Origin of the sequence: Aeribacillus pallidus, assembly GCF_050478865.1 — a bacterium.
In the GTDB taxonomy this organism is placed as follows: Bacteria; Bacillota; Bacilli; order Bacillales; family JACDOC01; genus JACDOC01.
On record NZ_JBCNBW010000059.1, the window covers coordinates 48,963 to 69,876 of the forward strand.

The 20,914-nt window shown below is 38.3% G+C and carries 21 protein-coding genes; all 21 read left to right on the forward strand.

Annotated features, from left to right (window positions below):
- Window position 1 precedes the first annotated feature (1 nt).
- Entirely contained in the window at window positions 2-1,195 is a 1,194-nt protein-coding gene (gene yqfD / locus ABES52_RS12950) for a sporulation protein YqfD (protein WP_429651596.1), read from the forward strand.
- Window positions 1,192-2,160, forward strand: a complete 969-nt coding sequence (locus ABES52_RS12955) for a PhoH family protein (RefSeq protein ID WP_429651597.1) — start codon at window positions 1,192-1,194, stop codon at window positions 2,158-2,160. Before yqfD ends, ABES52_RS12955 begins: the two co-directional genes overlap by 4 nt.
- 165 nt (window positions 2,161-2,325) lie before the next feature.
- Window positions 2,326-4,503 (forward strand): HD family phosphohydrolase, encoded by a 2,178-nt coding sequence (locus ABES52_RS12960; protein WP_429651598.1) that lies wholly within the window; start codon window positions 2,326-2,328, stop codon window positions 4,501-4,503.
- Window positions 4,500-4,970 (forward strand): rRNA maturation RNase YbeY, encoded by a 471-nt coding sequence (gene ybeY, locus ABES52_RS12965; protein ID WP_429651599.1) that lies wholly within the window; start codon window positions 4,500-4,502, stop codon window positions 4,968-4,970. Before ABES52_RS12960 ends, ybeY begins: the two co-directional genes overlap by 4 nt.
- On the forward strand, window positions 4,960-5,337 hold the full coding sequence (locus ABES52_RS12970) for a diacylglycerol kinase family protein (RefSeq protein WP_429651600.1): 378 nt from the start codon (window positions 4,960-4,962) through the stop codon (window positions 5,335-5,337). Before ybeY ends, ABES52_RS12970 begins: the two co-directional genes overlap by 11 nt.
- Window positions 5,338-5,498: 161 nt before the next feature.
- Window positions 5,499-5,897, forward strand: coding sequence for a cytidine deaminase (locus ABES52_RS12975; protein ID WP_429651601.1), 399 nt, complete (start codon window positions 5,499-5,501; stop codon window positions 5,895-5,897).
- Window positions 5,890-6,804, forward strand: a complete 915-nt coding sequence (gene era, locus ABES52_RS12980) for a GTPase Era (protein ID WP_429651602.1) — start codon at window positions 5,890-5,892, stop codon at window positions 6,802-6,804. The genes ABES52_RS12975 and era overlap by 8 nt, the downstream gene beginning before the upstream one ends.
- A gap of 131 nt (window positions 6,805-6,935) precedes the next feature.
- On the forward strand, window positions 6,936-7,076 hold the full coding sequence (locus ABES52_RS12985; protein WP_429651603.1) for a YqzL family protein: 141 nt from the start codon (window positions 6,936-6,938) through the stop codon (window positions 7,074-7,076).
- 82 nt (window positions 7,077-7,158) lie between these two features.
- On the forward strand, window positions 7,159-7,911 hold the full coding sequence (gene recO / locus ABES52_RS12990; protein WP_429651604.1) for a DNA repair protein RecO: 753 nt from the start codon (window positions 7,159-7,161) through the stop codon (window positions 7,909-7,911).
- Window positions 7,912-8,236: 325 nt separating this feature from the next.
- The gene (gene glyQ, locus ABES52_RS12995; RefSeq protein WP_429651605.1) at window positions 8,237-9,127 is read left to right on the forward strand and encodes a glycine--tRNA ligase subunit alpha; all 891 of its coding nucleotides are present in this window, start codon (window positions 8,237-8,239) and stop codon (window positions 9,125-9,127) included.
- Complete coding sequence (gene glyS / locus ABES52_RS13000) at window positions 9,124-11,196, forward strand: glycine--tRNA ligase subunit beta (protein WP_429651606.1); 2,073 nt, start codon at window positions 9,124-9,126, stop codon at window positions 11,194-11,196. Before glyQ ends, glyS begins: the two co-directional genes overlap by 4 nt.
- A 144-nt stretch (window positions 11,197-11,340) precedes the next feature.
- Window positions 11,341-11,976 (forward strand): transcriptional regulator CcpN, encoded by a 636-nt coding sequence (gene ccpN, locus ABES52_RS13005; protein ID WP_429651607.1) that lies wholly within the window; start codon window positions 11,341-11,343, stop codon window positions 11,974-11,976.
- A gap of 26 nt (window positions 11,977-12,002) precedes the next feature.
- Complete coding sequence (locus tag ABES52_RS13010; RefSeq protein WP_429651608.1) at window positions 12,003-12,809, forward strand: pyruvate, water dikinase regulatory protein; 807 nt, start codon at window positions 12,003-12,005, stop codon at window positions 12,807-12,809.
- 297 nt (window positions 12,810-13,106) lie between these two features.
- Complete coding sequence (locus ABES52_RS13015; RefSeq protein WP_488168059.1) at window positions 13,107-13,604, forward strand: YaiI/YqxD family protein; 498 nt, start codon at window positions 13,107-13,109, stop codon at window positions 13,602-13,604.
- Window positions 13,576-15,369 carry a DNA primase gene (gene dnaG, locus ABES52_RS13020; RefSeq protein ID WP_429651610.1) on the forward strand — a complete coding sequence of 598 codons (1,794 nt, stop codon included), beginning with the start codon at window positions 13,576-13,578 and terminating at the stop codon, window positions 15,367-15,369. Before ABES52_RS13015 ends, dnaG begins: the two co-directional genes overlap by 29 nt.
- Before the next feature lie 31 nt (window positions 15,370-15,400).
- Window positions 15,401-16,525, forward strand: coding sequence for an RNA polymerase sigma factor RpoD (gene rpoD / locus ABES52_RS13025; RefSeq protein ID WP_429651611.1), 1,125 nt, complete (start codon window positions 15,401-15,403; stop codon window positions 16,523-16,525).
- Between the two features lie 132 nt (window positions 16,526-16,657).
- Entirely contained in the window at window positions 16,658-17,167 is a 510-nt protein-coding gene (locus tag ABES52_RS13030) for a hypothetical protein (RefSeq protein ID WP_429651612.1), read from the forward strand.
- Between the two features lie 98 nt (window positions 17,168-17,265).
- Window positions 17,266-18,405 (forward strand): acyl-CoA dehydrogenase, encoded by a 1,140-nt coding sequence (locus tag ABES52_RS13035; RefSeq protein ID WP_429651613.1) that lies wholly within the window; start codon window positions 17,266-17,268, stop codon window positions 18,403-18,405.
- A gap of 196 nt (window positions 18,406-18,601) precedes the next feature.
- Window positions 18,602-18,964, forward strand: coding sequence for a cytochrome c550 (cccA, locus tag ABES52_RS13040; protein ID WP_429651614.1), 363 nt, complete (start codon window positions 18,602-18,604; stop codon window positions 18,962-18,964).
- A 93-nt stretch (window positions 18,965-19,057) separates the two neighbouring features.
- Window positions 19,058-19,783 carry a tRNA (adenine(22)-N(1))-methyltransferase gene (locus ABES52_RS13045; protein WP_429651615.1) on the forward strand — a complete coding sequence of 242 codons (726 nt, stop codon included), beginning with the start codon at window positions 19,058-19,060 and terminating at the stop codon, window positions 19,781-19,783.
- Window positions 19,761-20,879 (forward strand): Nif3-like dinuclear metal center hexameric protein, encoded by a 1,119-nt coding sequence (locus tag ABES52_RS13050; RefSeq protein WP_429651616.1) that lies wholly within the window; start codon window positions 19,761-19,763, stop codon window positions 20,877-20,879. The genes ABES52_RS13045 and ABES52_RS13050 overlap by 23 nt, the downstream gene beginning before the upstream one ends.
- Window positions 20,880-20,914 lie beyond the last annotated feature (35 nt).

The window sequence follows — 20,914 nt, forward strand, 5'->3', positions numbered from 1 at the left end:
AATGAAAAATCTATGGGTGACCTTTTTTCAAGGGACCGTGTTAGTCAGAGCGCGCGGAGTGGGGGTAGAGCGGTTTTTGAATCGGTTAATGAATGCTCAAATCGCATTATGGAATATTAAACGTCAAGGCACCGATACCATCACTTTTTATGTGATGCTCAAAGATATACATAAACTGCGGCGTTATGTTCGAAAAGAACCGATTCGTTTGTCTTTTTTACGAGGAGTAGGGATGCCGTTTTTATGGAAACGTGTCATGAAGAACAGCGGCTTTTTCGTCGGCATCATTTTGTTTTTAGGGGCGGTGTTTCTTTTATCCAATATGGTATGGGGAATTGAAATAAAAGGGGCATCTCCAGAATTAGAACATAAAATTGAAAAACAGTTAAAAGAAATGGGAATTACAAAAGGAAAACTTCGATTTTACATCGATGATGTCCAAACAATTCAGCGCAAATTGACGAATGAATTGAAAGAAGTCACATGGATTGGTGTGCAATTAAAAGGGACAACCTACCATTTTGAAGTCGTAGAAAAAAATACGCCACCACCTGTTGAATATATAGGTCCTCAAAACTTGATTGCCAAAAAAAACGGTGTAATTGTCCAGTTGTTTATTGAAAACGGACAACCATTAGTGTCGGTTCATGAGTATGTGGCAAAAGGCCAAATTTTAGTTCAAGGTGTCATCGGTAAGGGTGAATTTTCTAAGGTTGTTCCTGCAAAGGGAGAAGTTTGGGCAGAAACATGGTACAAGACTGATGTAGAACTTCCTTTAACATCTCAATTTACCGTTATGACCGGAAACTCCCATAAGACACATCGTCTTTCTTTCGGAAGTTTTTCAATTCCTATATGGGGATTCGAATCCCCTGAATTTACGAACGTTCAAAAAGAGACGAATCAATACCCTCTCCATTTTCTCGGATGGAAATTACCAATCTCGTATTCAAAGGAAGTAGTGTGGGAAACAGAAGAAGTGGAACGTACGTATTCAAAGGAAGAAGCGCTCGAAGCCGCAATTGCCATCGGACGCGACAATTTAATAAAAACGTTGCCTGAAGGGGCCCGAATTAAAGGGGAAAAAGTTTTGCAACAACGTATAGAGAATGGTAAAGTAAAGGTATCAATATATTTCCAAGTGATAGAAAACATCGCAGAAGCTCAACCAATAATTCAAGGAGATGTGGAATGACAGAAACACGCTATACTCAAACGATTCATCTAGACAATCCAAATGAAGCGATGAGTTTATTCGGTATTTCCGATACTCATCTCAAACTGATGGAGCAATCGTTTCCGGTTTCGATTGTTACTCGTGGAGAAACGGTCGACATAATCGGAAATGAGCAAGATGTTCATATTATTTATGATGTGATTCAACAGCTTTTAACCGTGATTCGAAAAGGCATTTCCATTAGTACCCGTGATGTTATTTATGCCCTAGAGATGGGAAAAAGGGGTACATTAGAATATTTTGGCGAGCTATTCGAGGAAGAAATTGCAAAAAGCGTTAAAGGCAAAAGTATACGTGTCAAAACGCTAGGTCAACGCCAGTACATTCAAGCGATTCGTAAATATGACTTAGTTTTTGGAATTGGCCCTGCAGGTACTGGGAAAACATATTTAGCTGTTGTTATGGCAGTAGATGCGTTAAAAAAAGGGATGGTTAAAAAAATAATTCTTACTCGACCTGCTGTAGAAGCAGGGGAGAGCTTAGGATTTCTTCCAGGGGATTTAAAAGAAAAAGTAGACCCTTATTTACGTCCATTGTACGATGCATTACATGATGTGTTAGGAGTTGAGCAAACCGTTCGATTGATTGATCGCGGGACGATTGAAATTGCTCCTCTCGCTTATATGCGTGGTCGAACGCTTGAAGATGCATTTGTTATTTTAGATGAAGCACAAAATACAACAACGGCCCAAATGAAAATGTTCCTTACCCGCTTAGGGTTTGGCTCTAAAATGGTCATCACGGGAGATCAAACGCAAGTGGACTTACCACGTGGTGTTCAATCAGGCTTAATCGCGGCGGAAAAAACATTAAATGACGTTTCTGGAATTTCTTTCGTTTATTTAGAACAAGGCGATGTTGTTCGTCATCCGCTTGTCGCTAAAATTATTCAAGCATATAATGAAAAACAAGAAAAAGACTAATGAACACTAGGGAATAACCTAGTGTTCATCTTTTTTCACCGTAAGTTAATTTCTAGTCGGTTAATCATGATGAATTTTTTAAGAAAAACTGTTATCATTTTACATAGTTATGAAATATTGAAAATTCCCTCAATAATTGAGGGGGTATAGGAGAGGTCTTCTTTTATGCAACATCTTATTCAAAAAATAAGGTCGATGTTGAGCTATAAAGTATTAACCCTACTGATTTTTTTTCTTCTGGCCGTTGTACTATACGGAGTGTTGTATAATCATGTGAAGCCTGAAACGTATGATATTGAACTATTTTCTATTGCGGAACATACGATCCGTTCACCGATAACGATACAAGATGAAGCCAAAACGGAAGAAGAGCGGCTTAAAGCAGCAGAAGAAGTTGAAGATGTTTATGTGTATAAAGAAGAAATTGGAAAAAACCGATTATCCTTACTAACGTCTATATTTGATTTTATTCAAGAAACGAAATTGGAAGCCAAATCTCCACAACCTCCAGCTGAAGGGGAAGAGGTTGACGATATAAAACAAGAAGAACCTTCAATAGATACACAATTGTCCTTATTAAAATCCAAATTAACTGCGAACGTTTCTGAAGATGTTACGTTATCGCTGTCGGATCAAACGTTTAAAACATTACTATTAGCTAATGATACGGAATTCACACGTGTAAAAACGATTGTCGAGAAGCAAGTAGAGATGATAATGCAAGATCGTATTCGCAATGAGGAAGTCGAGGAAAAAAAGAAAGAAATCGAGGAAAAAATAAGTAAGTATCCGTTAGAAGAGTCGTTAAAAAGAGCGGCGATTGAATTGGGTTCATATGCAATTATTGCCAATGAAATTTTTGATGAAGAATTAACTGACAAGCGCAAAAAAGTTGCAATGGAGAATGTAGAACCGGTAAAAATATTAGAGGGACAAGTGATTGTACTCGAAGGTCACTTAATCGATCGTGAAAAATATCGACAATTGCAACTTCTTGGGCTATTAAATAACAACATGTCCAAAAAGCCTTTCTTTGGATTAGCTATTTTTGTTATGATCATCATCGGCGCTCTTTACTATCACTTTAAATCTCTTCCGTTACAAGAGGAAAAAAAACAAACCTATTTAATTTTACTCAGTATTATTTTTATTACGTCGATCATTTTAATGAAAATTGTCGGTTTGATGGAAGTGTTTGAAATCACTAATATTGGTTATATTTATCCAGCAGCGATGGCGCCGATGCTAGTGCGAATAATGCTTAATGAACGGCTAGCCATCATGATGACAATCATCTTGGCAGCGTGTGGTAGCATCGTTTTTCATGATGCGCTCAACGGTATCATTCATGTAGAAATAGCTGTGTATATATTGTTTAGCGGTCTTGCAGGAATCTTATTTTTATCGAAAACGAATCATCGCTCGAACATCTTACAGGCTGGATTTTTCGTTTCTTTCGTCAATGTTCTACTCATTTTTTCGCTCATTTTGTTAGCAAACGGTCAACTAACAAACGAAGATTATATGAATTATATTGTCTTTGCTTTTACGTCTGGAGTGATGTCCGCTATTTTAACAATTGGGTTATTGCCGTTTTTTGAAGCGGGGTTTGGAATATTATCAACGATTCGTCTCATTGAATTGTCGAATCCGAACCATCCCTTGTTAAAGAAAATATTAACCGAGGCACCTGGGACGTATCACCATAGTGTCATGGTGGCAAATTTAGCGGAGTCGGCTTGTGAGGCGATTGGGGCAAACGGCTTGTTAGCAAGAGTTGGATGCTATTATCACGACATAGGTAAAACGAAGCGCCCTCACTTTTTCATTGAAAATCAAATGAATCGCTCAAATCCCCACGATCGGTTGTCACCGGAGACAAGTAAAGAAATTATCATTGCTCATGCCGTTGACGGGGCAAAAGTGCTACGGAAACATAAAATGCCGAAAGAAATTGTTGATATAGCCGAGCAACATCATGGAACGACATTGTTGAAATATTTTTATCACAAGGCGAAGGAATTAGGAGAAGATGTCGACGAACAGGCGTATCGCTATCCAGGACCTAAACCCCAATCAAAAGAAGCGGCTGTTGTTAGTATAGCTGATAGTGTGGAAGCCGCTGTTCGTTCATTAAATCATCCAACGCCAGAACAAATTAAACAAATTGTTCAAAATATTGTACAAGATCGATTACAGGATGGACAATTTAATGAATGTGATATAACGTTAAAAGAGTTGGAAGTGGTGAAAAAGACACTTTGTGAAACGTTAAATGGTATTTTCCATTCGAGAATCGAATATCCAGACGTCCAAAAACAAACAGAAGGTGAAGAAAAATGAGATTAGAAATTGATATGATTGATGAAACAAATGAGCTATCCGAAGAAGAATTAGAACTCATTGAAAACTTATTGAATTTTGCGGCTGAAAAAGAAGAGGTTCAAGGAGGTAGTGAGGTTTCTGTAACGTTTGTAACCAACGAACGAATTCAAGAAATCAATCGTGATTATCGCGGGAAAGATCGCCCAACCGACGTCATTTCCTTTGCCTTAGAAGAACTTGGGGAAGGGGAAACGGAAATTATCGGCTTGGATATGCCAAGGGTACTAGGAGATATCATTATTTCGGTACCGAAAGCGCGTGAGCAGGCAAACGAGTATGGTCACTCGTTTAAACGAGAGTTAGGGTTTTTGGCTTTACACGGCTTTTTGCATTTGCTCGGATACGATCATATGACGGAAGAAGAAGAAAAAGTGATGTTTTCGAGACAAAAAGATCTTTTAGGGGAGTTTGGACTTGAAAGATAAAGGATGGTCTCGGTTTATCCGTTCTTTTTCGTTTGCAGTCAATGGCATCAAACTCACATGGGAAAAAGAACAAAATTTTCGTATTCATGTTTTCATCGCCTTTTTCGTTGTCATCGTTAGCTTGTTTCTACCTTTGTCAGCAATCGAATGGGCGTTAATTATTTTTTCAATCTTTGGAATGCTAGCCTTGGAGATAATGAATACTGCCATCGAGCGAACCGTTGACTTAGTTACTGGAGAATACCATCCGCTCGCTAAAATGGCGAAAGATATCGCAGCTGGTGCAGTATTTGTGTACGCGATAATGACAGTAATCATCGGTCTAATTATTATTCTGCCTAAATTGTTGAGTAAATGGGGACTATAAATTTGCAAACGGGAAGACTTAAACTCGGCCTAGGCCGAGTTTTTTTACACTCATATTTGAAAACGGTTCTAAATTCATATAAAATGTTGTCACCAAACACTTTTCAATAATTACAAAAGGAATTTACATCAAATGGGAAATTGGCAAAGGAGAGCATGGATGTGAAAATAGAACAATTAATTGAAGAAGCAAAAAAAGCTAGAGAAAAAGCATATGCACCGTACTCGAAGTTTCAAGTAGGGGCAGCATTGTTAACAGAAGATGGAAAATTGTATCATGGATGCAACATTGAGAATGCTGCCTATAGCTTATGTAACTGTGCCGAACGAACAGCATTATTTACCGCATATTCGGAAGGTGTCCGAAACTTTAAGGCGATGGCTGTTGTCGCAGATACGAATCGTCCCGTACCTCCGTGTGGAGCTTGTCGTCAAGTAATTTCTGAGCTATGTCCACCAAAAATGAAAGTCATTCTTACCAACTTAAAGGGCGACGTACAAGAGATGACGGTAGAAGAATTATTACCAGGGGCATTTTCTCCGGAGGATTTACATGAATAATTTAGGAAACGAGAATTATAAATCTGGCTTTATTTCTATTATTGGTCGCCCAAATGTTGGTAAATCAACCTTTTTAAATCGAGTCATTGGGCAGAAGATTGCTATTATGAGCGACAAACCGCAAACGACCCGTAACAAAGTACAAGGGGTTTATACAACAGATAAAGCACAATTCATTTTTATTGATACACCAGGTATTCATAAACCGAAGCATAAACTTGGCGATTTCATGATAAAAGTGGCCCAAAATACGTTAAAAGAAGTGGATTTAGTATTATTTATGGTAAATGCCCAAGAAGGCTTTGGTCGCGGCGATGAGTTTATTATCGAAAAACTTAAGGAAGTCAACACACCGGTTTTTCTAGTCATCAATAAAATTGACCAAATACACCCTGACGAATTATTACCGTTTATTGACGAGTATCGTTCGCGCTTTGATTTCGACGAAATTGTTCCTATTTCAGCATTAGAAGGAAACAATGTTGAAAGATTGCTCGAACTAATTACGAACTATTTACCAGAAGGGCCTCAATATTATCCCGCTGATCAAGTAACAGACCATCCGGAGCGGTTTATCGTTTCTGAATTAATTCGCGAAAAGGCACTTCACCTAACTCGAGAAGAAGTACCGCACTCAATTGCGGTGGTCATTGACAAAATGGAGAGAAAAGAGAATGATGTTGTTCATGTAATGGCCACCATCGTTGTTGAAAGAGATTCCCAAAAAGGTATCATTATTGGTAAACAAGGAAAGATGTTGAAAGAAATTGGAAAAAGAGCGCGTATAGATATTGAAAATTTACTCGGTTCGAAAGTGTTTTTGGAGCTTTGGGTGAAAGTACAAAAAGATTGGCGAAATAAATTGTCTCAGCTACGTGATTTCGGATTTAGAGAAGACGAATATTAATTTGGTGAGACGTTTTTTCTAACATTAGAAAAAATTACGTTGAATGAATGATTTGCATCGGGCAATGCTAACGATAACACCGCATTAATGGGAAGTGCATGCTAGTTTCAAAACGGAAAGGTGGGGTTTCTATGTTAGAATTCACCTGGAATGTATTCTCAAAAACTGGAGATATCCAAACTTACCTTCTCTTTAAAGAACTAGAGAAGGAAAAAAAGAAAGAACCGAATCCAACGGAAGATGAACTAGCAGAAGTTGATTTCCCTCTTTAATTGATTAAGGGACAGTCCCGCGCTACTTTAAAGTAGTAAAGGATCAATCCCTAATAGGCCAATCTCGAGAGGGTGGCATTACGTGTTTGAAAAAGTGGAAGGAATCGTTATTAAGTCAAGAGATTATGGTGAGTCTAATAAAATTTTAACGGTTTTTACGAGAGAGAAAGGAAAAATTGGGGTGATGGCCAGGGGGGCGAAAAAGCCGATCAATCGTTTCGCTGCCCTGGCGTTACCTATGACTTACGGATATTTTCTCATTCAAAAAAGCAGAGGACTGCATACGTTATATCAAGGTGAAACGATTTCCTCAATGCGCTCGATACGAGAAGACATCGTTTTAACAGCATACGTAGCGTACATACTAGAGCTTCTCGATCGAAGCGTCGAAGAGAAAAAGCCGAACCCCTTTTTATTTGAATTGCTGTATCAAACCATTCATTACATCAATGAGGGACATGACCCAGAGATACTGACAAACATTTTCGAAGTAAAAATGTTAGAAGTATTAGGATTGTATCCTTACGTTCATTCGTGTGTATCTTGTGGAAAAAAAGAAGGTTCTTTTGTTTTTTCTTTACGGGAAAATGGCATTTTATGTTCTACATGTGCACCGAAAGACTCATACCACCTTTCCGTATCGCCTGTTGCGGTCAAATTATTTCGCCTCTTTTATTATTTAGACTTATCGCGACTCGGCACTATATCGGTGAAAAAAGAAACGAAGCAACAACTGCGCTCCCTTATCGATGCGTATTACGAGGAATATTCAGGAATTCAACTAAAATCGAAAAAGTTTTTACAACAGCTTTCGAAACTTGAAGGACTTTCATAGTTCAGCTCATTGGTAGTTGCACTTTTTCTTAAAACCGATTATTATTGTCAGTAGCAATAACTACATAAAGATGTTGCTATGAAGGAAAGGAGTACTTAACGTCCTCTATAAAAGCGAACCTAGGATGGTGCGAGCTAGGGTATAGAGTGTTAAGGAAGGCAGTCTGGAGCAACGATACCCGTTCTTTCTCAAAAGAGCGGTAGTAAAGGTGGCTGTTCTTGTTTTGAGAACAGCAAATAGGGTGGAACCGCGGGTTAACTCTCGTCCCTATGCGTAAGCATAGAGACGGGAGTTTTTTAGTTGAATAATTCATGGAGGTGTTACAATGAACATTCAAGACATGATTTTAACTTTACAGAAGCATTGGTCCGATCAAGGATGTATTTTAATGCAAGCATACGATGTAGAAAAAGGGGCGGGTACGATGAGCCCGTACACCTTTTTGCGAGCCATCGGCCCTGAACCATGGAATGTGGCATACGTAGAGCCTTCGCGTCGTCCTGCTGACGGAAGGTACGGAGAAAATCCGAACCGACTATACCAACATCACCAATTCCAAGTTATTATGAAACCATCTCCTGATAACATTCAAGAAATTTATTTAGATTCATTACGCGCTTTAGGAATCGATCCGTTAAAACATGATATTCGTTTTGTAGAAGACAACTGGGAAAATCCATCCCTTGGTTGTGCGGGACTTGGTTGGGAAGTATGGTTAGACGGAATGGAAATCACTCAATTTACGTATTTCCAACAAGTCGGGGGACTTGAATGTAAACCAGTTTCAGTGGAAATCACATACGGAATTGAACGGTTAGCTTCCTATATCCAAAATAAAGAAAATGTATTTGATTTAGAATGGACAAACGGTTTTACCGTACGTGATATTTTTTATCAACCAGAATATGAACACTCCAAATATACGTTTGAAACGTCGAATACGGACATGCTTTTCGATTTATTTAACACATTTGAAGCGGAAGCAAAGAAACAAATGGAAGAAGGACTTGTGCATCCAGCGTATGATTACGTCTTAAAATGTTCGCACGTTTTTAATTTGCTTGATGCGAAAGGGGCTATTTCCGTAACTGAGCGAACAGGTTATATCGGTCGAATGCGGAACCTTGCTCGACAAGTAGCGAAAACGTTCTATCAAGAGCGAGAAAAGCTAGGATTTCCGATTTTGAAACAACAAAAGGAGGACAATGCAAAATGAGTAAGCGTGATTTTCTCCTAGAAATTGGTCTGGAAGAAATGCCGGCAAATGTTATAACACCGTCCATGAATCAATTAGGTGAAAAAATTAAGCAATTTTTCCAAGACCAAAAAATTACGTTTGGTGAAGTTCGCCTTTTTTCTACTCCAAGACGGTTAGCGGTTTATGTAAAAGATGTGGCTGAGTCACAAGAAGATATTCATGAAGAAGCGAAAGGTCCAGCAAAAAAAATCGCCATCGATGAAAACGGTGAATGGACGAAAGCGGCTCTAGGATTTAGTCGGGGGCAGGGTGTAGATGTTAATGATATTTATTTTAAAGAAGTGAACGGCGTCGAATATTGCTTTGTCAACAAATTTATTAAAGGAAAAAGCACCATGTCAATTTTACCCGAACTAGCACACGTTGTAAGAAGTCTATCGTTCCCTAAAAATATGAGATGGGCGAATCAAGAACTTCGATATATTCGTCCAATCAAATGGTTGTTAGCTCTTTTCGGAGAAGAGATCATTCCTTTCTCTGTCGCGAATGTTTCAACTGATCGTTTAACGTACGGACATCGATTTTTAGGTAGCCAACGATCCATTGAACGACCAGCAGAATATGAGGACGCTTTAAAAGAACAATACGTAATTGCAAATCCAAAAGAAAGAAAAGAGATGATTCTTAACCAAATTCAAGCATTAGAAGAAAAGCAGCAATGGCAAATTCCGATCGACGAAGAATTATTAGAAGAAGTGAACAACTTAGTGGAGTACCCAACAGCTTTATTTGGAACGTTCCAAGAGAAATTTTTAGCGATCCCGGAAGAAGTATTAATTACAACAATGAAAGAGCATCAACGCTATTTCCCTGTTAAAAATGCAGAAGGAAACCTTTTACCGTATTTCGTGACAGTGCGTAACGGTGATGACCGTTATTTAGAAACGGTTGCGAAAGGAAACGAAAAAGTATTACGAGCTCGTTTAGCGGATGCGGACTTCTTCTATCAAGAAGACCAAAAACTATCAATCGACCAAGCGTTAGCAAAACTAAAATCTATTGTTTATCATGAAGAAATTGGTACTTTAAGTGAAAAAGTAGAACGTGTTCGTAAGCTTTCTAATCAATTAGCCGAACTACTTCAATTTACGAAGGAAGAACAATCACTAGTTGACCGAGCGGCACAAATTAGTAAATTTGACCTTGTCACTCAAATGGTCTATGAGTTCCCTGAACTTCAAGGAATAATGGGAGAAAAATATGCCCTCCTTTTAGGTGAAGATGAACGAGTGGCTCGTGCGGTAAATGAGCATTACCAACCTCGTTCGGCTGATGATGTACCGGCAGCTTCTTCGATCGGTGCAGTAGTAGGGATTGCAGATAAGCTGGACACCATCGCCTCTTTCTTTGCTATCGACTTGATACCAAGCGGTTCTCAAGATCCATATGCATTAAGAAGACAGGCGTTAGGAATCGTTCAAACGTTGCTTCATCATCAATGGAGCATACCTCTTCCACAACTAGTAACGGAAGCCGTACAACAAGTGATAGCTGATGGTATTGGTTCTAAAGAGGCATTTGAATTAGAAGAAGAAATCATACAGTTCTTTAAATTGCGCCTAAAGTATGTATTGCAAGAAGAAAATATTCGTTATGATATTGTAGAAAGTGTTTTAAAGGGACAAATTTCGTCGCTTCCACAGCTCTTTGATCGGGCACGTGTCCTTCAAAACCATAAAGAAGATGACGACTTTAAATCTGTAATCGAAGCTTTAAGCCGTGTCGTCAATATTGCGAAAAAAGCAGAAAAAGTTACTACCATCGACCCGGGGTTATTCCAAAACGGCCATGAACATACATTATATAACGAACTCGAACATATTCGAAAAGCATTTTCAGAAACATCATCAGAGGAAGAAAAATACGAGTTACTAAAATCATTACGCCCAGCGATTGAAGCGTATTTTGAGCATACCATGGTTATGGATCAAAATGAAAAAATTAAAAACAATCGATTGTCACATATGAACGAACTTGCTCACATCATATTATCTTTTGCCAACGTGAATGAGATTATGGTAAAGTAATCTCACATTCTTACAATTTCAATCGGATAAAAAATGTATCGGGGGGGGGGTTCTCGATACATTTTTCTACTTAAAATTCTTCTAATTGTACTGGAATAGTATATAATAATTTATATAAAGTGTAACACATTTGTAGTGAGTCAGGTGGTGAGGACAATCGAACTAAATAAGCGGCAAGAACAAATCTTGCAAATCGTAAAAGAGAACGGTCCAATTACAGGTGAGCATATTGCTGAAAAGCTTAATTTGACACGGGCGACTTTACGGCCAGATTTAGCTATTTTAACGATGGCTGGTTATTTAGACGCTCGTCCACGTGTTGGCTATTTTTATACAGGAAAGTCTGGCACACAGCTATTAACGGAAAATCTAAAAAAAATCCATGTAAAAGATTACCAATCCATTCCGGTTGTCGTAAATGAAAATGTATCGGTTTATGACGCGATTGTGACGATGTTTTTAGAGGATGTTGGGACGCTATTTGTCGTAGATGACAAAAGTCATCTTGTCGGAGTATTGTCCCGGAAAGATTTGTTACGAGCCAGCATCGGGAAGCAGGAATTAACGACAATCCCTGTCAATATTATCATGACACGTATGCCAAACATTACGATGTGCCAAAAGGACGATTTATTAATTGAAGTCGCCAAAAAGTTAATTGAAAAACAAATCGATGCTCTACCTGTTGTGAAAGAAACCGAGCAAGGTTTTGAAGTGATTGGACGGATTACAAAAACCAATATAACGAAAGCCTTTGTGGCCCTTGCTTCTGATCAGTAAGAGCCAGGTAGAGGAGGGTGAGAAACTTGACGGATCCAGTGATTTATGTAGTCTCCGATTCTGTTGGGGAAACTGCGGAGCTTGTAACAAAGGCGGCTATCAGTCAATTTAACGGGGCATCCGCCGAAATAAAAAGATACCCTTATGTAGAAGATGAATCCCATATTGAAGAAGTCATCTCTTTAGCTAAGTTGAACCAAGGAATAATTGCGTTTACGCTTGTGAAGCCAGAGATACGGAGCTTTATGAAAAAACGAGCAGAAGAAGAAGGGATTTATGCTTTCGATATTATCGGCCCTTTGATGGATCAGTTTGAAAAACATTACGGAAAACAACCACTATATGAGCCCGGCCTTGTTCGTAAGCTTGATGAGGATTATTTTAAAAAAGTGGAAGCGGTTGAATTTGCGGTGAAGTATGACGATGGCCGAGATCCACGAGGACTTTTGTGGGCGGATATTGTTTTAATCGGGGTATCACGAACGTCCAAAACACCTTTGTCTCAATATTTAGCGCATAAACGTTTGAAAGTAGCCAACGTCCCATTAGTTCCTGAAGTAGATCCACCAGAAGAACTATTTCAAATACCTAAAGAAAAATGTTTTGGCTTGAAAATTAATCCAGAAAAATTAAATTTTATTCGTAAAGAGCGGTTAAAATCATTAGGACTAAACGATCAAGCAAGTTACGCCAATATTAATCGAATAAATGAAGAATTGGCTTACTTTGATAAAATTGTTGAGAAAATTGGATGTAAAGTGATCGATGTAACCAACAAAGCTGTAGAAGAAACGGCCAATATTATCATCAATGAAATTCAACATGCAAAATAGCACATTATTATTTGATGTGCTATTTTGCTTTATTGCTTAATATCATGAAGTAGTTAGAAAAAAAACATGGTCAAATTGTTACAGGTGTATTATAATAAAAAATTGTGATAAAAATTTCTTTGTAAGGTTTATAACTTGACTGAAAAGAATAAACTATTTATTGTGATATTGTCAAGGTTCTTTAATGAAAAAAATTCGACAAAATTCTTGTCGGATTTTTCGATGAAAGTTCGCTAAAAAAGGCAGGATTATTTGGAGTGATGTAGAATAAATACAATCAGAAGCGAACTGCCTACTATTTATGTAGATGCTGATTCTTGTCCGGTCAAGAAGGAAATTGTCGATTTGGCGAAACCGTTCTTGTTTGAGGTTGTGCTTGTTTCTTCCTATTCACACGTAGTCAAGGAGCAATACAATGCAAAATGGGTACATGTTGACTGTGGGAAAGAAGCTGTTGATTTATATATCGCCAATCGTATAAAAAAAGGCGATATACTTGTTTCCCATGATATAGGACTTTTATCCCTCGTTCTTCCGAAAGGGGTACACGTCATTACTCCACGTGGAATCACATACGATAATGAAAATATCTCTACAGCACTTGAGTTTCGTTATCTTCACGGAAAAGAAAGACGAAGTGGAACGTTTCGGAAAGGTCCGAAAAAATTTTCGTATGAAGATTTACAAACATTTTGCCGACAATTTCTACAATTAATACAAAAGCTTTCGATTCATCACAATACCAATCATATTGGTGGTGCATTACGTGGCGAAAATACCAGAAGAGAAAATTAATGAAATTCGCCAGTCGGTGGACATTGTTGATATCATTAGCGACTATGTCCAATTGAAAAAACAAGGAAGAAATTATTTTGGGCTATGTCCCTTTCATGGTGAAAATACTCCGTCTTTTTCCGTGTCACCCGAGAAACAAATTTTCCATTGTTTCGGTTGTGGGGCTGGAGGAAATGTTTTTACTTTTTTAATGGACTATGAAGGGATTAGCTTTCAAGAAGCAGTTATTAAATTAGCCCAAAAAAGTAACATCCCTCTTAATATTGAACATGGTGTTGAACAAAAGAGCCAGAAAACCTCTAAAGAATATGAACAAATGATTGAAGCGCATGAGCTTCTACGTAAATTTTACCATCATTTGCTCATAAATACAAAGGAAGGTCAGGAAGCATTAGAATACTTAAAGCAACGTGGTTTTACGTTAGAGAGTATTGAAAAATTTCAGATTGGGTGGTCTTTACCAAACTGGGATTTTGTCGCCAAATTGTTGAAACGAAGAGGATATTCCTTACCGTTAATGGAAAAAGCCGGACTTCTTGTTCAAAGAAACAATGGGGAATTTATTGATCGGTTTCGCAACCGAATCATGTTTCCGATTTTTGATGAAAAAGGAAGGACCATCGCTTTTTCGGGGAGAGCGCTTGATGGTAATGAGCCAAAATATTTAAATAGCCCTGAAACTATCATCTTTCATAAAAGTAAAGTTTTGTATAATTTTCATCATGCACGATCTTCTATTCGCAAATTTCAACAGGTTGTTTTATTTGAAGGCTTTGCCGATGTCATATCAGCGGATCGTGCCGGAATTACAAACGGTGTAGCCGTAATGGGAACGTCATTAACGGAACATCATGCATTAGTCCTTCGACGGATGACAGATCAAGTTATCATTTGTTACGATTCGGACGATGCAGGTACGAATGCCGCTTTTAAAGCAGCTGAATTATTACAACAACATGGTTGCCAAGTAAAAATTGCACAAATGCCGATGGACCTAGACCCTGATGACTATGTTCAAAAATATGGCGCTGAAAAGTTCCGAAATGAAGTCATTGATGGGGCAATGACGTTCATGGCATTTAAATTTCTCTTTTATCGACGTGGCAAAAATCTTCAAAATGAAGGAGATCGCCTACAGTATATCGAAGAGTTATTAAAGGAGATATCAAAGCTTCCTAGAGCGGTTGAGCGTGATCTGTACTTACGTCAACTTGCTGAAGAGTTTTCGTTGTCATTAGAGGCATTAAAATCGCAACAACGGCAAATATTTTACGCACAAAAGAAAAAGAATCCTCAAGCATGGAAGCCAAAGACGAATTATATAGCTGTGGAACAAAAGCTGCTGCCAGCGTATCAAACGGCTGAACGGCGCTTAATTGCTCATATGCTCAAAAGCGAGGAAGTGGCTTATAAAGTAAAGGACTTACTTGCTGGCCAAATGTTCAACATAGATGAGCATCAAATTATATTCACCTATTTGCTGGCGTATTATGAAGAAGGATATGAACCGAACTCTAGTCAATTTCTTAACTATTTAAGAGATGAAAGACTTCGAGCAATTGTCGCAGAAATTGCCATGATTGATGTAGAGCAAGAAGATAATGACCAAGTACTTCAAGATTATGTGTACCAAGTGATAAAACAACAAAAAATGATGAAAATAAAAGAAAAAGAAGTGAAAAAATTAGAAGCGGAACGACAAAAGAATCACCTATTAGCTGCTCAAATTGCAATGGAAATAATCGAACTTCGAAAGTCACTATAATGAACGGTGTATGTTGGAAGGAGGGGGACATATGGCTGAGAAATCAGCTCGTTCCAAAGGTGTAGATACTGAGTTATCCATCGAGCAAGTAAAAGAACAATTAGTTGATTTAGGTAAAAAGCGCGGCGTTTTAACTTATGATGAAATCGCCGATCGTCTAGGACATTTTGACTTAGACTCTGATCAATTAGATGAATTTTATGAGTATTTAACTGACCAAGGTGTCGAGGTTTTAAACGACAGCGACGATGATGATCCGAACATTCAAGATTTAGAAAAAGATGAAGATGAATTTGATTTAAACGATTTGTCTGTCCCACCAGGGGTGAAAATTAACGATCCTGTGCGCATGTATTTAAAAGAAATCGGACGCGTTCCCTTGCTATCTGCTGAAGAAGAGATCGAGCTTGCAAAGCGCATAGAACAAGGTGATGAAGAAGCAAAACGCCGACTCGCTGAAGCGAACTTACGTCTCGTCGTTAGTATTGCAAAGCGATACGTGGGACGCGGAATGCTGTTCTTAGACTTAATTCAAGAAGGTAACATGGGCCTAATCAAAGCCGTAGAGAAATTCGATTACCGTAAAGGGTATAAATTTAGTACGTATGCTACGTGGTGGATTCGCCAAGCGATTACACGTGCTATTGCTGACCAAGCACGGACCATTCGTATTCCAGTTCATATGGTGGAGACGATTAACAAATTAATACGTGTTCAACGTCAGCTGTTACAAGATTTAGGGCGTGAACCTTCCCCAGAAGAAATTGCGGAAGAGATGGATTTAACTCCAGAAAAGGTTCGCGAAATATTAAAAATTGCTCAAGAGCCGGTTTCCTTAGAAACACCGATTGGTGAAGAAGACGATTCACACCTTGGTGATTTTATCGAGGATCAAGAAGCCACTTCACCATCCGAGCATGCAGCTTACGAGATGTTAAAAGAACAACTAGAAGATGTTTTAGATACATTAACTGATCGGGAAGAAAACGTTCTACGTCTCCGTTTTGGTCTTGATGATGGGCGCACACGGACGCTTGAAGAAGTTGGAAAAGTATTTGGCGTTACGCGAGAACGTATTCGTCAAATTGAAGCGAAAGCCTTACGAAAGCTTCGTCATCCAAGCCGTAGTAAACGTTTAAAAGACTTTTTAGAATAGGTGAACGAACGAGTTTACTTTCAGAATGCCTTTATTCTGAAAGTAAACTTTTTTCATTTTTTCTCCAAAATTTTCACAGAAAAAAGAGGATTTTTTACATTCTTCTCGAATTGAACAACAGGGTGTGAAAATATGAACGAAAAGAGAAAAGAGATTATCATTAAGGAAATAGAATTTTGGAAAAAGAACAAAATGCTACCAGAAACGTATTGTGATTATTTATTAGCCCTTTATCGTGAAGGAAGCGAACCTCCTAAGCAAAAGAAGAAAACGATTCCAAATATATTTCCATTCATACTTTTTGGTATTTCCCTATTTGTCATTTATTTTACTGAATTGTCTATCATTTTGCAAACAACGTTTTTGACATTTTTTGTCGTAATTTTGGGATCATTTGTTTTTTATTATTTTAGAAAAGGAATCAACTACCAATTTCATCTTATTACGTTGGCGTTGATCATCCTATTTACCTCCCTTAACGCTACCCAATTAATGAATGATTCTCATGGTGCTGTCCTTTATATAACTTTAACTGGAAATTGTGTTTTATGGTTAATTTTTGGTAAAATGTATAAATTGTTATATTTTACTATAGCCAGTATTTTAGGTGTAGGAATCATTCTATATTCTATTTTAATATAATATCTAAATATTTATAAAGTTTTAAATGTTGAGAAAATTTATCCATCCCTATTATAATAGTTAATGAAAGCGTATTCAACACGGTAAGGGGGATGGAGATGAATTTTGATTTAACAACAGAACAGCAGATGATTAAACGAACGATTCGGGAATTTGCCGAAGAAGAAGTGGCTCCTGGAGCACTAGAGCGTGATCGATCAAAAACGTTCCCAAAGGAAATTTTTCGAAAGTTGGCAGAACTCGGTATGATGGGGTTGCCGTTCCCAGAAGAATATGGAGGAGCAGGAGCGGACACGATAAGTTTTGCCATTGTGGTTGAAGAATTAAGTCGAGCTTGTGCATCAACAGGAATTACTTATTCTGCTCATATTTCGTTAGGCGGAGCCCCTATTCATTTATTTGGCACGAAGGAGCAAAAAGAAAAGTATCTCGTACCAATTTGTACGGGGGAATCATTAGGAGCCTTTGGACTAACTGAACCAAATGCCGGTTCAGATGCGGGGGGAACGCAAACAACGGCGGTCGAAGAAGGGGATTACGTTGTTATAAACGGCAATAAATGTTTCATCACAAATGGGAGCTATGCTAAGTTTGTTTCGTTAACAGCTGTTTCTGGTCAAAAAGATGGTAAAAAAGAAATTAGTGCATATATTGTACCTACCGATGCTGAAGGATTTACGGTAATAGATAACTATGAAAAAATGGGGTTACATGCATCTAATACAACGGAGCTCGTATTGGAAAATGTAAAAGTCCCGAAAGAAAACTTGCTAGGTAAAAAGGGGGAAGGATTTAAGCAATTTTTAATGACGTTAGATGGTGGACGTATTGGCATTGGAGCTATGGCGGTTGGTATTGCTCAGGCGGCTTTCGAGCGAGCGCTCAGTTACTCTACTGAGCGAAGTCAATTCGGTCGTTCCATTTCTCAATTCCAAGTGAACCAATTTAAACTCGCTGATATGGCGTTGAAAATCGAGCTTGCTCGTAACATGGTGTACAAAGCGGCTTGGCTAAAGGACCAAGGACGACCGTTTACGAAAGAAGCAGCGATGTGCAAGTTGTATGCCTCGGAAGTGTGTGCAGAAATCACGTCTCAAGCTGTTCAGATACATGGTGGATATGGGTATATGAAAGAATATCATGTTGAACGTTTTATGCGTGATGCTAAATTATTAGAAATTGGGGAAGGGACATCCGAAGTTCAACGAATGGTGATCGCTCGTCAAATTGGATTGTAAATCGTATAAGTTCTATATGTTGAGGGAGACTACAAAAAAGTAGGCTCCTTTTTTATTCTTTTGATTTTGTCTATTTTTCGACAACTATTTGAAACATCCTTATAAGGGCTTTTCCTTCTTGTCATTTTCAAGTAAAATAAGAGTTGTTTGTAATTATATTACGTACCGGATGTTGATACATAAGGGAGGTTAAATCATGAATCGTAATCCGATTATTCCATTTATTCTTATTATGGTATTCGGAATTGGTCTTATGTTCTTCCTTTCCATTAAAGGCCTTGGTGACATGGAAGAATTGGCTAAAGAACATGAAGGAGAAGAACAAACCGAAGCACCAGCTGAATTTGATCCAGCTAATCATTATTCCCAATCTTGTATCGGTTGTCACGGACAAAACTATGAAGGTAGCGTTGGACCAGCGTTAACTGGTATTGGAGACCGTCTTTCTAAAGAAGAAATTAAAGACGTTCTTGTAAACGGACGAGGTTCAATGCCTGGTGGATTGGTTTCTCCAGACAATGCCGATCAAATGGTTGAATGGCTCATGACTCTTGAGTAATTTTTATTTTTTTCGAGTTCTTTGCAGTTTTGCAAAGGACTTTTTTTATGTTTTAATAAGGACGAAAAGATATTATAAAATGTGGTGAATAACATGAACGCAGAAAAATTATCAAAACGACTGGAACGGGTGGCTACTTATGTTCCTAATGGAGCGACCGTAGCTGATATCGGTTCTGACCATGCGTATTTACCTTGTTATTTAGTTAAACAAGGAGTGGTCAAAAAAGCGATCGCTGGGGAAGTGGTTGAAGGACCGTTTCAATCAGCCGTTAACCAAGTAAAAGAACTAGGGTTAGAAAGTCACATCTCTGTTCGAAAAGGAGATGGTTTAGAGGTTGTCGCTCCAGGTGAAGTCGATTGCATCACGATTGCAGGAATGGGAGGCACACTCATTGCAAATATTCTTGAGCGTGGGAAAAACAAGTTATCATCCGTGAAACGACTTGTATTACAGCCGAATATTGGCGCTCCTACGTTAAGAAAATGGCTATACGATCATTGTTGGGAAATTATCGCGGAAGAAATCTTAGAAGAAGAAGGCAAAATTTATGAAATTATTGTTGCTGAAAAAGGAGATCCTTCACGTCCTTACAACGAATTAGAAAAAGAATTGTTATTGGGTCCTTTTTTAATTCACCAGCAAAATGGCGCTTTTCGCAAAAAATGGGAGATGGAATTAAAAGAATTTGAACGAATATTATCCCAAATAAGCAAAGCCACACCAAACGAACGGGTCAACAAAAAGCGCATTGAGTTAGAGAAAAAGATTGCCTATGTGAAGGAGGTACTTAATGATGAAAACCCCGAACGGTCATGAAGTGATTCAATTGTTTGAGCAATTAGCTCCCAAGCAATTAGCCATGGAGGGAGACAAAATTGGACTCCAAGTCGGTACATTAAACAAACCGATACGTAAAGTGATGATTGCTTTAGATGTCTTAGAGGAAGTTGTCGACGAAGCGATTGAAGAAAAGGTAGATTTAATTATTGCTCACCACCCGCCTATATTCCGACCGTTATCTAAAATCGTCGTTGATCAGCCTGCCGGTCGAATCATAGAAAAATTAATTAAGCATGATATTACGGTTTATGCAGCCCACACCAATTTAGACGTTGCTATAGGTGGAGTAAACGATCTATTAGCCCAACAGTTGCAACTACAAAACGTTGAAGGGCTTGTTCCAACCTATGAAGAGCCTTTAAAAAAATTAGTTGTCTTTGTTCCGAAAGAAGACGCTAATAAAGTGCGACAAGCTCTTGGCGATGCAGGTGCTGGTGCTATTGGGAATTATAGCCATTGTTCGTTTTCAACAGGCGGAGAAGGTCGGTTTTTACCAGGTGAAGGTACGAAACCTCATATTGGAAAACAAGGGCAGTTAGAAACCGTTCAGGAAGAACGGATTGAAACCATCTATCCGGTTTCCCTAGAAAAAAAAGTGTTATCAGCAATGTTGAAAGCTCATCCTTACGAAGAAGTCGCGTATGATATTTATCCATTAGATATGAAAGGGGCTACGTATAGTCTAGGTCGAATCGGTGAGTTAAAAAAAGAAATGACACTTCGTGAGTTTGCGGAGTTTGTTAAGACTGTCTTTGACGTACCACAAGTACGGGTAGTTGGAAATTTAGAAGCAAATGTAAAAAAAGTAGCGGTAATTGGTGGAGATGGGAATAAATATTATTCCCATGCCGTATTTAAAGGTGCCGACGTGTATGTAACCGGAGATATGTATTACCATACCGCCCATGATGCGCTCATGGCTGGATTAAATATTGTAGATCCTGGTCACAATGTGGAAAAAGTAATGAAACAAGGTGTAGCTCAATGGTTAACAGAACAAACCTCTTCTAAAAAATGGGATTTAGATATTTTGCCATCTAAAATTAATACTGACCCTTTCCAATTTGTATAAAACCATCAGGCCTAGTTGAACTGCACCCCTTAAAG

Coding starts and splice junctions, on each gene's coding strand:
- yqfD (WP_429651596.1), top strand. CDS start 2: ATGAAAAATCTATGGGTGACCTTTTTTCAAGGGACCGTGTTAGTCAGA.
- ABES52_RS12955 (WP_429651597.1), top strand. CDS start 1,192: ATGACAGAAACACGCTATACTCAAACGATTCATCTAGACAATCCAAAT.
- ABES52_RS12960 (WP_429651598.1), top strand. CDS start 2,326: ATGCAACATCTTATTCAAAAAATAAGGTCGATGTTGAGCTATAAAGTA.
- ybeY (WP_429651599.1), top strand. CDS start 4,500: ATGAGATTAGAAATTGATATGATTGATGAAACAAATGAGCTATCCGAA.
- era (WP_429651602.1), top strand. CDS start 5,890: ATGAATAATTTAGGAAACGAGAATTATAAATCTGGCTTTATTTCTATT.
- ABES52_RS12985 (WP_429651603.1), top strand. CDS start 6,936: ATGTTAGAATTCACCTGGAATGTATTCTCAAAAACTGGAGATATCCAA.
- glyQ (WP_429651605.1), top strand. CDS start 8,237: ATGAACATTCAAGACATGATTTTAACTTTACAGAAGCATTGGTCCGAT.
- glyS (WP_429651606.1), top strand. CDS start 9,124: ATGAGTAAGCGTGATTTTCTCCTAGAAATTGGTCTGGAAGAAATGCCG.
- rpoD (WP_429651611.1), top strand. CDS start 15,401: ATGGCTGAGAAATCAGCTCGTTCCAAAGGTGTAGATACTGAGTTATCC.
- ABES52_RS13030 (WP_429651612.1), top strand. CDS start 16,658: ATGAACGAAAAGAGAAAAGAGATTATCATTAAGGAAATAGAATTTTGG.
- ABES52_RS13035 (WP_429651613.1), top strand. CDS start 17,266: ATGAATTTTGATTTAACAACAGAACAGCAGATGATTAAACGAACGATT.
- cccA (WP_429651614.1), top strand. CDS start 18,602: ATGAATCGTAATCCGATTATTCCATTTATTCTTATTATGGTATTCGGA.
- ABES52_RS13045 (WP_429651615.1), top strand. CDS start 19,058: ATGAACGCAGAAAAATTATCAAAACGACTGGAACGGGTGGCTACTTAT.
- ABES52_RS13050 (WP_429651616.1), top strand. CDS start 19,761: ATGAAAACCCCGAACGGTCATGAAGTGATTCAATTGTTTGAGCAATTA.